Annotated in this window: 14 protein-coding genes; 8 read left to right on the top strand and 6 right to left on the bottom strand. The window is 68.4% G+C overall.

Annotated features, from left to right (window positions below):
• The first annotated feature begins 10 nt into the window (after positions 1–10).
• Both VI26_RS20795 and VI26_RS20790 read left to right on the top strand, forming a co-directional pair.
• Complete coding sequence (locus VI26_RS20795; protein ID WP_048411682.1) at positions 11–709, top strand: transcriptional regulator; 699 nt, start codon at positions 11–13, stop codon at positions 707–709.
• Complete coding sequence (locus VI26_RS20790) at positions 706–1,485, top strand: PhzF family phenazine biosynthesis protein (protein WP_048411681.1); 780 nt, start codon at positions 706–708, stop codon at positions 1,483–1,485. Before VI26_RS20795 ends, VI26_RS20790 begins: the two co-directional genes overlap by 4 nt.
• 161 nt (positions 1,486–1,646) lie before the next feature.
• Here the strand turns inward: VI26_RS20790 and VI26_RS20785 are convergent, their stop codons facing one another.
• Complete coding sequence (locus tag VI26_RS20785; RefSeq protein ID WP_048411680.1) at positions 1,647–2,561, bottom strand: LysR family transcriptional regulator; 915 nt, start codon at positions 2,559–2,561, stop codon at positions 1,647–1,649.
• Positions 2,562–2,714: 153 nt separating this feature from the next.
• Here VI26_RS20785 and VI26_RS20780 point away from each other — a divergent pair, with 153 nt between their 5' ends.
• From VI26_RS20780 to VI26_RS20770, 3 genes are all read left to right on the top strand, one after another.
• Positions 2,715–4,127 (top strand): MFS transporter, encoded by a 1,413-nt coding sequence (locus VI26_RS20780; RefSeq protein ID WP_048411679.1) that lies wholly within the window; start codon positions 2,715–2,717, stop codon positions 4,125–4,127.
• 78 nt (positions 4,128–4,205) lie between these two features.
• Entirely contained in the window at positions 4,206–4,577 is a 372-nt protein-coding gene (locus tag VI26_RS20775) for a VOC family protein (protein WP_048411678.1), read from the top strand.
• A gap of 80 nt (positions 4,578–4,657) precedes the next feature.
• The gene (locus VI26_RS20770) at positions 4,658–5,644 is read left to right on the top strand and encodes a DUF1176 domain-containing protein (protein ID WP_197081555.1); all 987 of its coding nucleotides are present in this window, start codon (positions 4,658–4,660) and stop codon (positions 5,642–5,644) included.
• Positions 5,645–5,717: 73 nt separating this feature from the next.
• Here the strand turns inward: VI26_RS20770 and VI26_RS20765 are convergent, their stop codons facing one another.
• The 5 genes from VI26_RS20765 to VI26_RS20745 all read right to left on the bottom strand — a co-directional run bounded on the left by VI26_RS20765 (position 5,718) and on the right by VI26_RS20745 (position 9,712).
• The gene (locus VI26_RS20765) at positions 5,718–6,062 is read right to left on the bottom strand and encodes a VOC family protein (protein WP_048411676.1); all 345 of its coding nucleotides are present in this window, start codon (positions 6,060–6,062) and stop codon (positions 5,718–5,720) included.
• A 67-nt stretch (positions 6,063–6,129) separates the two neighbouring features.
• Complete coding sequence (locus tag VI26_RS20760; RefSeq protein WP_048411675.1) at positions 6,130–6,714, bottom strand: HutD family protein; 585 nt, start codon at positions 6,712–6,714, stop codon at positions 6,130–6,132.
• An 8-nt stretch (positions 6,715–6,722) separates the two neighbouring features.
• Positions 6,723–7,928: a sodium/glutamate symporter gene (gene gltS, locus VI26_RS20755; protein ID WP_048411674.1), complete on the bottom strand. Its 1,206-nt coding sequence runs from the start codon at positions 7,926–7,928 to the stop codon at positions 6,723–6,725.
• Positions 7,929–8,016: 88 nt separating this feature from the next.
• Positions 8,017–8,958, bottom strand: coding sequence for a formimidoylglutamase (gene hutG / locus VI26_RS20750; protein WP_048411673.1), 942 nt, complete (start codon positions 8,956–8,958; stop codon positions 8,017–8,019).
• Between the two features lie 25 nt (positions 8,959–8,983).
• The gene (locus tag VI26_RS20745; protein WP_048411672.1) at positions 8,984–9,712 is read right to left on the bottom strand and encodes an IclR family transcriptional regulator; all 729 of its coding nucleotides are present in this window, start codon (positions 9,710–9,712) and stop codon (positions 8,984–8,986) included.
• Between the two features lie 513 nt (positions 9,713–10,225).
• Between VI26_RS20745 and VI26_RS20740 the strand changes: the two genes are divergently transcribed.
• The 3 genes from VI26_RS20740 (at position 10,226) to VI26_RS20730 (ending at position 13,295) form a co-directional block, all read left to right on the top strand.
• Positions 10,226–11,941, top strand: coding sequence for an ABC-F family ATP-binding cassette domain-containing protein (locus tag VI26_RS20740; RefSeq protein ID WP_048411671.1), 1,716 nt, complete (start codon positions 10,226–10,228; stop codon positions 11,939–11,941).
• A 153-nt stretch (positions 11,942–12,094) separates the two neighbouring features.
• Complete coding sequence (locus tag VI26_RS20735; RefSeq protein WP_048411670.1) at positions 12,095–12,397, top strand: hypothetical protein; 303 nt, start codon at positions 12,095–12,097, stop codon at positions 12,395–12,397.
• The gene (locus VI26_RS20730; protein WP_048411669.1) at positions 12,390–13,295 is read left to right on the top strand and encodes a sensor histidine kinase; all 906 of its coding nucleotides are present in this window, start codon (positions 12,390–12,392) and stop codon (positions 13,293–13,295) included. The genes VI26_RS20735 and VI26_RS20730 overlap by 8 nt, the downstream gene beginning before the upstream one ends.
• Positions 13,296–13,319 lie beyond the last annotated feature (24 nt).

Genomic DNA, 13,319 nt, shown 5'->3' with positions numbered 1-13,319 from the left:
GGGCGGGCGCATGGACGATCCGAAGCAGGCGGAAAAGCAGGCGGTGCTGCGCGCCTTGAGCGCCACGGTCAAGCTGGTGGGCGCCATGGTGGATGCGCACACCGAGGTGGTGCTGCATGATCTGGGCCGGCCGGAGCGCTCCATCATCGCCATCGAGAACGGCCATGTGTCCGGCCGTCAGGCCGGTGACGCCATCCTCGGCGGCCCGGCTGGCGACCGCGGCTTCGCCGCCATCGAACAGGCGATGCGTCAGGGCGGCGCGGAACCGGCGCTGGTGTCCGGCTACCATACCCTGAGCCGCGACGGCCGGCGGCTGCTGTCCGCCAGCGCCGTCTTCAAGACCGCCGCCGGCGAACCCTTCGCCGCGCTGTGCCTGAACAGCGACCGCAGCCAACTGGAAGCGGCGCTGGCCTGCCTGCAGGCGCTGGTGGGCCGCGCGCCGCCGCCGCAACGGACGGCGCCGGAGCCGCCGGCGATGGACGAAGCGATGCAGGACATCATCGCCCAGGCGCTGGAGCGCGGCGGCAAGCCGCTGGCGCGCATGAAAAAGGCGGACAAGAAACAGGCTGTGGCGCAGATGCTGGAGCAGGGCCTGTTCATCGTCAAAGGCGGGGTGGAGCGCGCGGCCGAGGCGCTGGGCGTCAGCCGCTACACCGTCTACAACTATCTGGACGAAATCCGCGGCGATGCGCGGGAGGACAAGGCATGAACATCCCTATCTATCAGGTGGACGCGTTCTGTGACGCGGTGTTCCACGGCAATCCGGCGGCGGTGTGCCCGTTGTCGGCCTGGCTGCCGGACGCCGCGCTGCAAGCCATCGCGATGGAAAACAATCTGTCCGAGACCGCCTTCCTGGTGGCGGATGGCGAGCGGATGGCGCTGCGCTGGTTCACCCCGACCACCGAGGTGGATTTGTGCGGCCACGCCACGCTGGCCAGTGCCTGGGTGTTGTTCCATCAGTTGGGCTGGCGCGGCGAGCGCATCGTCTTCCAGACCCGCAGCGGCGAATTGACGGCGCGGCGCGACGGCGAGCGCATCGAGCTGCGCTTCCCCGCGGTGACGCCGCGGCCCTGCGCCGAGCCGCCCGGCCTGCTGGCGGCGCTGGGCCTGGACACCGGCCAGGTGCTGGCCGCCGACGACTACATCGTGGTATTGGACGACGCTGCGCGGCTGGCGGCGCTGCGGCCGGACTTCCAGCGGCTGCGCGGCTTGCCCAAGCGCGGGGTGGCGGTGACCGCGCGCGGCGCGGATTGCGATTTCGTCAGCCGCTGGTTCGGCCCCGGCGTCGGCGTCGACGAAGACCCGGTCACCGGCTCGGCTCACTGCTGGCTGGCGCCGTACTGGGCCGGCGTACTGGGCAAGACCCGTTTGCAGGCGCGCCAGGGCGGCGCGCGCCGCGGCAGTCTGGAGTGCCGGCTGGAAGGCGGGGAAGTGGCTTTGCTGGGGCAGGCGCGGCTGTATCTGAAGGGCGAGATTTACGTTTAGAACGTGTTTACGATCTCGCGAGCTAAGGCGAGACAAGGCGAAAACGAGCGAAAAAGCGGAATGTACACGTGGTACATGAGCATTTTGAGCTTGTACTCACCGTGTAACGCTCCACGACGCGCAGCAGATCGTAAACAGGTTCTTAGGCGTGGAGCGGCGCTTCACACGGCGCTTTCCGCCGCCAATTGCTCATCGCACACCGCCTTGACGCAGGTGCGCAGCCATTGCTGCGCCGGGTCCGCGTCCAGCCGTGGATGCCAGATCATGGAAACGGTGATTTCCGCCACCGTCAGCGGCAGCGCGAAGCTGTGCAGTCCGGCGCGCAACTGGCCGGTGTGACGCTCCGGCACGGTGGCGATCAGATCGCTGGCGCGCGCCAGCGCCAGCGCGGTGGCGAAGCCGCCCACGGTGACCGCGACATTCCGTTGCCGCCCCTGGGCGCTCAGCGCCTCGTCCACCGGGCCGACCAATCCGCCGCGGCGGGCCACCATCACATGGCGGCCGGCGGCGTAGCGTTCGACGTCGATGGCGCCGGACATCAGCGGATGGCCGGCGCGCACCACGCCGACGAAGCGGTCGCGGAACAGCATGCGCACTCGCAACTCCGGCCCGGCTTCGTGGCCCACCACTCCGGTGTCCAGGTCCACCGCGCCGTCGCGCAGCGGCGCATTGTCCTTGTCGCGCTTGGGCAGAAAATGCAGATGCACGCCCGGCGCCTCGCCTTGCAGCCGCGCCAGCAGCCGTGGGCCGAAGTTCTCGGCGAAACCGTCGCTGCAGCGCAGGGTGAAGCTGCGCTGCAAACTGTCCAGCCGCAGCGTCCCGGCCGGGCGCAGCGCGTTTTCCGCGTCCAGCACCAGCGCGTGCACCCGCTCGCGCAGCTCCAGCGCGCGCGGCGTCGGCGCCAGGCCGCGGCCGGCGCGCACCAGCAGCGGGTCGCCGGTGAGCTCGCGCAGCCGCGCCAGCGCGCGGCTCATCGCCGAGGGGCTGAGCTGCAGGCGGCGCGCGGCGCGGACGACGCTGCCTTCGCTCAGCAGCGCGTCCAGGGTGATCAGCAGATTGAGGTCGGGCATGGGCATGGCCTCACCTTAGCACAACGATATATGGCGTCAAACGCAACTATTCAGTGCAAACCATGCGTCTTCCGCCTGCCATGGCGGCGGCGTAGCCTGTATCGGGTCCGCGTTGGCGGCTCCGGCGTTCGGGGCCGGACGCGGCGGGGAGTCGTCCTCATGCCTGTTCCCGCATCCTCTTCGTTTTCTTCCGCCGCCGCGCTGGCCAGCCTGGCCTTGGCTATCCTGCTGGCCTCGCTGGGCACCAGCATCGCCAATGTCGGCCTGCCCACCCTGGCCACGGCCTTCCAGGTGTCTTTCCGGCAAGCGCAATGGGTGGTGCTGGCCTATCTGCTGTTGATCACCCTGGCCAGCGTCAACGCTGGCCGGCTGGGCGATCAGTTCGGCCGCCGCCGCGCGCTGCTGGCCGGCATCGCCCTATTCACCGTGGCCTCGGTGGGCTGCGGCACGGCCGAGGCCTTCTGGGCATTGCTCGCCGGACGAGCGTTGCAAGGCGTCGGCGCCGCGCTGATGCTGGCCCTGGGCATGGCCTTTGTCGCGGATATCGCGCCGCGCGAGCAGGTGGGCCGGGCGATGGGGCTGTTGGGTTCCATGTCCGCCGTCGGCACCGCGCTGGGACCGTCGCTGGGCGGCGCGCTGATCGAGGCCCATGGTTGGCGCGCCATTTTCTGGGTCAAGCTGCCGCTGGGCGCGCTGGCTTTCGCGTTGGCCTGGCGCGCATTGCCGGCGGAGCGCGGCCCCAGGGCCGAGCGCGCCGGTTTCGACGCCGCCGGCAGCGCTTGGCTGGCGCTGACCCTGGCCGCCTACGCCTTGGCGCTGACCCTGAAGCAAGACCATTCGTCGGGGCATTTCGGCGCGCTCAACGCCGCCTTGTTGCTGGCGGCCGCCGTTGGCTGCTGGTTCTTTGTCCGGGCCGAATCCAAGGCCGCCGCGCCCTTGCTTGATCTAGCCCTGCTGCGTGATCCCGCGTTGGCCGTCGGTCTGCTCGGCAACGTCCTGGTGTCCACGGTGATGATGGCCACCCTGGTGGTGGGGCCGTTCTATCTGGCGCGGGGTTTAGGGCTGGACGCCGCCGGCGTCGGCCTGGCGATGTCGGCGGGGCCGCTGGTGGCGGCCTTGAGCGGGGTGCCGGCCGGGTGGCTGGTGGACCGCTGCGGCGCGGTTGCTGCGGCGCTGGCAGGTCTGGCCGGGATAGCGGCCGGCGCCTTGGCGCTCGCATTGCTGCCGGCGCGCCTGGGGCTGGCGGGCTATTTGCTGCCGCTGATCGCGATCACCGCCGCTTACGCCTTGTTCCAGGCCGCCAACAACACCCTGGTCCTGGGCGGCGCCGCGCCGCGCCAGCGCGGCCTGGTGTCCGGCCTGCTCAATCTGTCGCGCAATCTGGGCCTGATCAGCGGCGCGTCCTTGATGGGCGTGGTGTTCGTCGCGGCCAGCGGGGCCGCGGACATCGCCGCCGCCGCGCCGCCGCAAGTGGCCGCCGGCATGCGCGCCGCCTTTGGCCTGGCGGCGGCGCTGATGCTGTTCGCGCTGCTGCTGTCGGCGCGGGGACGCGGAAAAGCCGCGCCCTGCTGACGCCACGCTGTCAGCAGAGGGGGCGTAGCCTGTCCGTCATCCGCGGCGCAGCCCGCATTTCATGAAGAGAAGATAGCGATGACCTTGGCTCCCAAACCCAATCTGCAACTGCTGTATGTGACGGATATCCAGCGTTCCACCGCGCTGTATCGCCGTTTGTTCACCACAGATCCGGTATTCGCCAGCCCGCGCTATGTCGCCTTCAGCGCCGGCGGCGAGGCGCTGTTCGCCTTGTGGAGCGGCGGCGACGCGCCGCATGCCGATGTCCCGAGATTTGTCGAAACCGGTATCATGCTGGCATCCGACGCCGAGGTGGACCAGTTCTATCAGGCCTGGCGCGCCGACCCCGATCTGCGCATCGCGCAGCCGCCGAGCACCGAAGTCTACGGCCGCACCTTCCTGGCGCTGGACCCGGATGGGCATCGGATCCGGGTGTGCCAGCGGGACTGAGCGTTTGCGCCCCGCCTGCCGCGTGTTGGCGCTACGGCACTATCGCCGCGCGGTGGGCATGGAATGACACAAGGACAAGCATGCGAATACACATCATGGTCGCCGCACTGGCGGCGCTAAGCCTGCCCGCCGCGAGTTGGGCCAAGGCGCAGGTATACAAGGATTGGGCGGTGGCCTGCGACAACACCCGTCATTGCGAGGCCAACGGCACCCAGGGCGATGAGGGCGGCAATCCGGTCAGCCTGCTGCTCAAGCGCGATGGCGGCCCGAATGCGCCGCTGAGCGGAGAGTTGCTGGCGAATTCGGAGGAGGGCGGAATCGGCCCGCTGAGCCTGAGTGTGGGCGGTTTCAGTCTGCCGGGTCTGAAAGACGAGCAGACACTGTCCGCCGCGCAGATGGCCAAGTTGCTGCCGCGCATGCTGGACGCGGACGCGGCGGAGTTGAGCGATGGCAAGCAGCAATGGCGGCTGTCGCTGGCCGGCCTCAAGGCCGCGCTGCTGCGCATGGACGAAGCCCAGGGCCGGCTGGGCACGCCCGGCGCGCTGGTGAAGAAGGGGACGAAGCCGGAAGCCTCGGTGCCGCCGGCCTTGCCGGCGCCGCTGTTGCGGCCGGTGCCGACGGCGGCGCGGCCCGGCGATGATGCTCTGGCGGCGCCCATCCTGAAGGCGGTGCGCGAGCGTGACTGTTGGGAGCAGATGCCGGACGAGGAGCATCCGGCGGTGAGCGTGCACCGCTTGAGCGCCAAGCAAGTGCTGGTGCTGCGCGAATGTGGTCGCGGCGCTTACCAGAGCGGTTCCAGCGTGTGGATCGCCCAGGACAAGCCGCCGTATCAGCCGCGGCTGGCCCAACTGCCTGGCGGCGAGCCCGAATACCAGATGAACGCCGAGTTCGATCAAGGCGTGCTCAGCAGTTTTTCCAAGGGCCGCGGCTTCAACGATTGCAATGCCAGCAGCGCCTGGGCCTGGACCGGCAGCCGTTTCGAGCTGATGCATGACGCCGAGGCGCCGCAATGCAGCGGCATCCCCGGCGGCATCTCGCTGCGCAGCTGGGTGACGCGGCAGCAATAAGCGGGCGCGGTCCGCCCGCGCTTTGCAGCGAAGGCGGACCTGAGGTCCCGTCGTTGGCGTGGAGCCTGCTCGCTTATGTCGACTCGGGCTGATGCAGGCCAAAGCTCAGGCCGCCAGGCGCATGGCATTGCGCGAATTTGCCGAAGCCCGGCTCCTCCGCGATGCCGCCGTCGATTTGGCCGCCCAGGGCCCGCACGCGCTCAACGGCGGCCGCCAGGTCCGGCACCTGGAAGAAGAGATCGATCCGGGGCGCGGCATCCCCCCCGTGCAGGCCGGCTTTAATCGATCCGGCCTGAAACCAGCCGCCGCCGTCCGTGCCCATCGGGTGGAAGCTCCAGCCGAATAGCTCGGCGAAGAAAGCTCCGACAGGGGCCGCGTCTCCGGCGCCGATCTCGATATAGGAAACAGTTGATGCCATGGGAATCTCCTTAGGAGTTAAAAAGCCAATTGGCCTATTTCAACAGCCTAGGTGATTATAGGTCGGCTCAGGCCGGATCGATGGTTTCCAGTTCCACCCGCCACAGCGGCAGCGGGCGCTCGGCCTGCAGCCGCAGCGTCTCGCCGCGCCGGATCAGGGCAGCGTCCCAGGCCGCCAGCGGCAGCGGCCGTCCGTCCTGCCACAGCCGCGCGCCGTCTTCCAGCGTTAACAGCAGGGTCAGTTCAGCGCTGGAGCCCAATTCCAGCGCGCCATCCAGCATCAGCTTGTCCAGCCGCGAGCGGTAGCGGCCGCGCCGCGTCATCACGTTGAAATCGGTCAGCGGGCCGTCCAGCAGCCGGCTTTGCGCCGGGGTCTCGCCGGCGAAGGCCAGCGGCGCGCCGCCCGGCGTCAGCCGCAGCCTGTCCCTGCCTTCCAGTTGCAACTCCAGTCCCGCGCCTTGCAGGATCAGCAATTGCCGGTCCACGCCGTCGAAGCGCGAGAACGGCCCGTCGCTGGCGACGCTGGCCAGGCTGACGCGGTAGTCGAAATCGTCCAGGCCGGCGTCGGCCGGGGCGATCAATAGCTGGCGGGTGCTGCCGCCGCCATTTTTCCATGGGCTGGGCGGGCAGTCTTGCAGGCGGATGAGCGTCATGGCGGGCCTTAGTGCAGGTAGTTGATGATCCAGGCGTGGAAGGGAATCGCCACCAAGTCTATCAGCACCGCGCCGCACAGCGGGATGATCAGGAAGGCCTTGTACGAGGTGGCGCCGTGTTTCTGGCACACCGCGCTCATATTGGCCACCGCGTTGGGCGTGGCGCCCAGGCCGTGGCCCATCAGGCCGGCGCACATCACCGCCGCGTCGTAGTTCTTGCCCAGCAGGCGGAAGGCGATGAAGACGCTGATCGCCGTCAGCGCGATCACCTGCAAGGACAGCACGCCCAAGAGCGGCAGCGCCAGATCGTATAGCTCCCAGATCTTCAAGCTCATCATCGCCATGGTCAGGAACACGCCCAGCGAGATGTCGGCGATGGCGTCGATGGCGGCGCTATTGAGCCGGATCAGTCGCGCGCGGTCGTTCAGATTGCGGAACACGATGGCGGCGAACATGGCGCCGACATAGTCGGGCAGCACGAAGTCCCAATGTTGTTGCACCTGGCCGGCGATCAGCATGCCGGCGGTCATCAAGGCCAGCACCAGGCCCATGGACGCGATCAGCGAATCGCTGTTCACGGTGACGCTGGCCTCGTGATCGTGATAGGCGGGCGCCGGCGTTGTGCCGGCTTCGGCCTGGATCGGCAGCTGGTGACGGCGGATCAGCCAACTGGCCAGCGGCCCGCCCAGCACGCCGCCGGCGATCAGGCCGAAGGTGGCGGAGGCCAGCGCCACCGCGGTGGCGCCGCGGGTGCCCAGTTGCTCCGCCATCGGGCCGAAGGCCGCCGCCGCGCCGTGGCCGCCTTCCAGCGACACACCGCCCGCCATCACGCCCAGCGTAGGATCCAGTCCGAACATGGCCGCCGCGCCGGCGCCGAACACGTTCTGGAATACCGCCAGCGCCCAACAGATGCCCAGGTAGATCAACAGGGTGCTGCCGCCGGTGCGCAGCAGCGCCAGGCTGCCGCCTATGCCCACGGTGGTGAAGAAGGCCACCATGAACGGGGTTTGCAGCGTGGTGTCGAAGCTGATCGCGGCGACGCCGCTCTCGCGCAGCAGCAGGACGGCGATGGAGACGGCGAAGCCGCCTATCACTGGCGCGGGGATGCAGAAGCGCTCGAAGAAGCGCACATGACGCTTGAGCCGGTAGCCGGCCAGCAGGGCCAGCACCGCCAGCGCGGTGGTGGCGATCAAATCCAGTTTCCATTGCTGCATGGTTTCTCCTTTGCAAAAGTACGGCTTGCCGCTGTGTCGCGGCTTGTTCCGTTTGGCCTCGAGCCAGCGCGAGGCCTTGAACAGGTTCTCAGAGTGGTCGTGTCAGCCGGTGTATCAGCCGCGCCGCGGTCCGCGCGGTCAGTTGGTCCTGATCCAGCTCCGGGTTCAGTTCCGCGATATCGGCCAGCCGCAGCTTGCCGCTGGCGCGGAGGATGTCGATCAACGCTTCCAGCGTCGCCAGCGGCACGCCCAGCGCCGCCGGCGCGCTGACGCCGGGCGCTTGCGACGCCGGCAGCGCGTCCAGGTCCATGGTCAGGTACAGGCAATCGCAGGGTTCGATGAAGTCGCGCAGCCGCTGCAAGGGCTGTTCCAGCCGCCAGGGTTGCAGTTCCTCGTCGAACAGCATCTGCACGTCCAGTTGTCTGGCGGTGGCGAACAGCGCGGCGGTATTGGCGGTTTCCGCCACGCCGGCGCACAGATAGTGGAACGGCCAGCCGCGCCGCTTGCAGTCGGCGGCGATCTGGGCGAAGGGGGTGCCGGAGGAGGCGAGCGGACTTTGGCGCAGGTCCAGGTGGGCGTCGATATTGATGATGCCGACGCGCGGCGCGCGGCCGGCGGTTTCCAGGTGTCGGGCCAGGCCGAGGAAGCTGCCGTAAGCCACTTCGTGGCCGCCGCCGAGCACGATGGGAAACTGACCGTCGTCCAGCAGGCCGGCCACTTGCCGGCCCAGTTCGGCCTGGGCGGCTTCCAGTTCGTCGTCGCGGCAATGCACGTCGCCGGCGTCGTAGGCGGCTTGCGGCTGATGCCAGGCCAGATTGGCCAGCGCGCGGCGGATGGCGCGCGGCGCGGCCGCCGCGCCCGGGCGGCCCTGGTTGCGGCGCACGCCGGCGTCGCAGGCAAAGCCCAGCAGGGCGACGCCGGCGGCGACGCCGGGCTGCCATGGGCGGATGCGTTGATGCCAGCGACGTGCCAGTTCGCCCTCGGCGTCGATGCGGCCGCTCCAGGCCGCGGGAGGTGTGTGTAGCGTCATGCTTGGTCTTTCAGTTCGGGGCCGCTCAATCGCAGCCCAGGTAAGCGCTGATATTGCGCGCGGCCTGGCGGGTTTGCTCCACCAGCTGGGCGCGGCGTTGGGCGCGGCCGGAAGGCGCCATCAAGGTCAAGGCGCCCAGCAGTTTGCGCCGCCCCTGCAGCAGGGGGGCGCTGACGCCCCAGATGCCGGGATCGATGGCGCTGTCGCTGGTGGCGTAGCCCTGGCGGCGAACCTCGGCCAGGGTCTGGCGCAGGGCCTCGTGTTCCTGCGGCGGCAGCATGCTGTCCAGGGTGGCCTGGCTGTGCGCGGCCGGCATGAAGGCCAGCAAGGCCAGCGCCGACGCGCCGCGCGCCAGCGGCTGGCCCTTGCCGGCGGCGAAGGCGCAGCGCAGCGCCTGCTGGCTTTCCATCATCTCGATGCAGATCACCTGCTGACGGGTGGCCACCATCAAGGCCACGGTTTCATTGCTCAGCCGCGCCAGCCGCTGCATTTCCGGGCGCGCCTGCGCCGCCAGCGTGTTGTGCCGCTGAAAGCCCATCGCCAGTTGCAGGCCCAGCGGGCCGGCGTGGTAGGCGCCGTCCGCGCCCGCTTGCAGCAGGCCCCACTGGCTCAAGTGAGTCAGCTGGCGGTACAGCGTGGACGGCGGCAAGGCCAGCTGCTGCGCCATGTCCTTGGCGCTCAGCGGCTGAGGCGAGGCCGCCACCAGCTGCAGGGTTTGCAACAGGCGATCGGAAGAAGAGCTGAGAATGGGCATGTCCGGTCCTTATTAGGATTTTCTAACCTTATCTATTGCGACCGCCGCTAAAAAGCCCGGTTTCCCACCTGGCGGTAATTCATTGCCTATTTTTGTTTGCCATTCCCGCATTGCGGGAAAACGGGGCGCGGACACAGAAGGGCGGCTGGCGCGCGGCGGCGCGCATGGTTTACACTGCCAGCCTGCATCCACCATGGATAAAGAGAGGCCGTCTCCTCTTGGCGAGGCGGCGACGACGCGGAACACGCCGGCTTTGATACGGGTTCAAGGCCTACCCGCAAAACGAGAGAAAGGAGGTTATATGGTTCAGTTTGCGCGCCCAGAAATGTTGGCTCGCTTGTATGGCACATTTGCCGGCTCTTGCCCGAGTTCCATCGCGCTGCGATAACCGGGTCGGAGCAAAGCCACTCTTCACTTCGAGTTTCACTCGCCGAGTCTTTCCCGACTCCCACGTTGTCGCCAGCGCTCCTGTTGACAGGGACGATCACGTCCCGAAAAAACGAGAGCAAGAGCATGACAACCCTGATTTCCGCGCAATCCCTGCAACTGGACGCCGGCCACGGCCCGCTGTTCCAGGACCTTTCCTTTACCGTAAAACTAGGCGATCGCATCGGCCTGCTGGGCCATAACGGCTGCGGCAAGAGCAGCCTGCTCGACGTGCTGGCCGGCCAGCGCGAAGCCAATGCCGGCGCGGTGCAATACGCCGGCCTGTGCCGGCTGCAATATGTGGAGCAGCATCTGCCGCCGCAATTGGCCGCGGTGAGCGCGCGCGCGGCGCTGCTGGAGGCGGTGGACCGTCAGCCCGAGCAGCACTGGCGGGTGGACAGCCTGCTGGACGAACTGGAACTGTCGGCCGCGGCCGATACCCCGGTGGCCAGTCTCAGCGGCGGCCAGCACACCCGGCTGCTGCTGGGCCGCGCGGTGCTGCGCCAGCCCAATCTGCTGCTGCTGGACGAGCCCAGCAACCATCTGGACCTGCCGTCGCTGCTGTGGCTGGAGGATTTCCTGCGCCGCTGGCAGGGCGGTTTCATCCTGGTGTCTCATGATGCGCGGTTGCTGGACGCGGTGACCGCGCACAGCTGGATCCTGCGCGATCAGCGCCTGTACCGCTTCGAGCAGCCGTGCAGCCAGGCGCGGGCCGCGTTGGCGGAGGCCGATGCCGCCGCCCGCGCGCGCCATGCCGGCGAGCAGAAGGAGATAGACCGCCTGAACGCCAGCAGCAAGCGGCTGGCGATCTGGGGCCGCGAGCATGACAATGAAAAACTGCTGCGCCAGGCCAAGTCCATGCAAAGGCGGGTGGAGCGGCTGAAGGAGGAGCAAGCCTTCGTCAGCCGTGGCAGCCCGTGGCGCTTGCGGCTGCAAGGCCAGCCGCTGGCGGCGGACCGGCTGCAGGCTTTCGAAGGCTTGCAGGTACGCGCCGCGCCCGGCCTGCCGGCCTTGTTCGTGGCCGACGAGCTGAGCCTGCGCAGCGGCGACAAGGTGGCCTTGCTCGGCGCCAACGGCGCCGGCAAGTCCTCCTTGCTGCGCCAGTGCTGGCAGGACTGGCTGCAAGGCGAGGCCGGCGTGGGCTGGCGGCCGCACCCGGCGGCGCGCGTCGCGTATTACGATCAGTCGCTGCGCCGGCTGGACGACGCGGCCACGCTGCCGGACGCGCTGTATCCGTTCGCGCCGCTGAGCGATGTGGAGCGGCGCCAGGCGTTGATTTCCGCCGGCTTCGCCTATGCGCGCCACGGTCAGACCGTGGTCACCCTCAGCGGCGGCGAACGCGCGCGGCTGCTATTCCTGGCGCTGTCGCTGGCCAGCTACCACCTGCTGTGGCTGGACGAACCGACCAACCACCTGGACCTGGACGGCAAGCGCGAACTGGCCGAGGAACTGGCCGGCTTTGCCGGCGGCTTCCTGCTGGTGTCGCACGACCGCGAGCTGATCGAGCAATCGTGCAACCGCTTCTGGGTGGTCAGCGACGGCCGGCTGCGTGAGTGGCCGGACGCCGCCAGCGCCTACGCCCAGCTGTTCATTCCGCCAGCCGTCGCGGCGGTGGCCGATCAGCCGCCGGCGGCCGACGGCGCGTCCGCTCCAAGCGGCGCGGAGCGGCAGCTGGAGCGCTTGTACCAGCTGGAGGCGCTGCTGAGCGCCGACCTGGCGCGCAAACCCAAGCATCAAAAGCCGCAATTGCAGCGGGAATGGCGGCGTGAGATGGGGATGCTGGAGCAAGCGCTGGGCTTGTAAACCGGATGGGCGGCGGTTAAACGCCGCCCGTTCGTCGCGTGTTTCGCCGCTTTGTCCATCGCCTTGCGCGCTTCGTCGCAAGTCGCTGTCGGTGGTGTTTGGCGCTGACTACAGTGAGCAGCGTCAAGCACGACACATCACGAGGAGTTAGACATGGACCGGAAAAAACACGCGGAAGCCCTGGACGGACTGAACGGCGCCAAACACAAGATCGCCATTTACTGGCGGCTTTATGTAGACTGGCTGGCCGGCCTCGGCTGGGGGCGGCTGGCGCTGATCTCGCTGCTGGCCTTGGTTTTGAGCGGTGTGCTGGCCTTGAGCGGCGCGGTGGTTTTTTTGATACTGATGTCCTTCCTGGTGAAGGCTTGCGTCGCGTCGAAGCCGTCGCGGCCGGCGGCGCTGACCGAGCGGACCGAGGAAGAGATGAAGCAAGACCGGGGGGCGTATCATGGATAGGCAAAAACATGCGGAGGCGCTGGCGGGCATTGACCTCGTCAGCCACAAGGCTTCCATCTACTGGTGGTTGTTTTTCGACTGGCTGGCCGTCGTCGGCTGGGGGCGGCTGCTGCTGATCTGCTTCCTGGGCCTGATCATGGGCGGCATCATCGGGGTGCCGGTGCTGGCCTTCTTCCTGGGCGTGGCCGTCTGCATCGTCAAGATAGTGGCCGGCGGCAAGCGTCGGGCGGAACAGCGCGCCGACGCGGCGGTGGAGCGCAGCCAGCAGGCGGAGGAACTGGCCGAGGTGGAGGCCTTGCAACGCCAGCTGGCGGAGGCGCGGATGGGGGCGCTGCAAGCGCAGATCGAGCCGCACTTCCTGTTCAACACCTTGTCCTCGGTGTGCCAGTTGATGGAAACCGCGCCGGAGCGCGCCTTGCTGATGCAAAAGGCGCTGATCCGCTACCTGCGTTCCTCGCTGCCGGAGTGGCGGGAGTCCCCGGCGGAAACCAGCCTGGGCCAGCAGCTGGAGTTGTCGCGCGCTTATCTCGACATCATGCAACTGCGGATGGAAGACCGGCTGCGGGTGCGGCTGGAGGTGCCGGAGTCGCTGTTGGACGCGCGCTTTCCGGTGATGATGCTGCAAACCCTGGTGGAAAACGCGATCAAGCACGGCCTGGAGCCCAAGGCCGAGGGCGGCGAGATCCTCATCGACGCCAAGGTGCTGGCCGGCGAGCTTAGGGTGGCGGTCAGCGACAGCGGCGTCGGCTTTCCCGAGCAGCCGGGGCAGGGCATGGGCCTGAGCAATATCCGCGAGCGCCTGGCCATGCTGCATGGCGAACGCGCGCAACTGCTGCTGGAAGTGTTGCCGGCAGGCGGCACCCGCGCCACCATAGGCCTGCCGTTCGCGCTGGAGTGAGCGGCCGGCCTGGAAGAGGACTGC

Origin of the sequence: Chromobacterium sp. LK1 (assembly GCF_001043555.1) — a bacterium.
GTDB classification, from domain to species: Bacteria; Pseudomonadota; Gammaproteobacteria; order Burkholderiales; family Chromobacteriaceae; genus Chromobacterium; species Chromobacterium aquaticum.
This window is presented reverse-complemented; position numbering and strand designations above follow the sequence as displayed.

Excerpts from the sequence above, each read along its gene's own strand:
- VI26_RS20770 (WP_197081555.1), top strand. The coding sequence starts at position 4,658 with ATGCGAATACACATCATGGTCGCCGCACTGGCGGCGCTAAGCCTGCCC.
- VI26_RS20740 (WP_048411671.1), top strand. The coding sequence starts at position 10,226 with ATGACAACCCTGATTTCCGCGCAATCCCTGCAACTGGACGCCGGCCAC.
- VI26_RS20735 (WP_048411670.1), top strand. The coding sequence starts at position 12,095 with ATGGACCGGAAAAAACACGCGGAAGCCCTGGACGGACTGAACGGCGCC.
- VI26_RS20730 (WP_048411669.1), top strand. The coding sequence starts at position 12,390 with ATGGATAGGCAAAAACATGCGGAGGCGCTGGCGGGCATTGACCTCGTC.
- VI26_RS20760 (WP_048411675.1), bottom strand. The coding sequence starts at position 6,714 with ATGACGCTCATCCGCCTGCAAGACTGCCCGCCCAGCCCATGGAAAAAT.
- hutG (WP_048411673.1), bottom strand. The coding sequence starts at position 8,958 with ATGACGCTACACACACCTCCCGCGGCCTGGAGCGGCCGCATCGACGCC.
- gltS (WP_048411674.1), bottom strand. The coding sequence starts at position 7,928 with ATGCAGCAATGGAAACTGGATTTGATCGCCACCACCGCGCTGGCGGTG.
- VI26_RS20745 (WP_048411672.1), bottom strand. The coding sequence starts at position 9,712 with ATGCCCATTCTCAGCTCTTCTTCCGATCGCCTGTTGCAAACCCTGCAG.
- VI26_RS20795 (WP_048411682.1), top strand. The coding sequence starts at position 11 with ATGGACGATCCGAAGCAGGCGGAAAAGCAGGCGGTGCTGCGCGCCTTG.
- VI26_RS20775 (WP_048411678.1), top strand. The coding sequence starts at position 4,206 with ATGACCTTGGCTCCCAAACCCAATCTGCAACTGCTGTATGTGACGGAT.
- VI26_RS20785 (WP_048411680.1), bottom strand. The coding sequence starts at position 2,561 with ATGCCCATGCCCGACCTCAATCTGCTGATCACCCTGGACGCGCTGCTG.
- VI26_RS20765 (WP_048411676.1), bottom strand. The coding sequence starts at position 6,062 with ATGGCATCAACTGTTTCCTATATCGAGATCGGCGCCGGAGACGCGGCC.
- VI26_RS20790 (WP_048411681.1), top strand. The coding sequence starts at position 706 with ATGAACATCCCTATCTATCAGGTGGACGCGTTCTGTGACGCGGTGTTC.
- VI26_RS20780 (WP_048411679.1), top strand. The coding sequence starts at position 2,715 with ATGCCTGTTCCCGCATCCTCTTCGTTTTCTTCCGCCGCCGCGCTGGCC.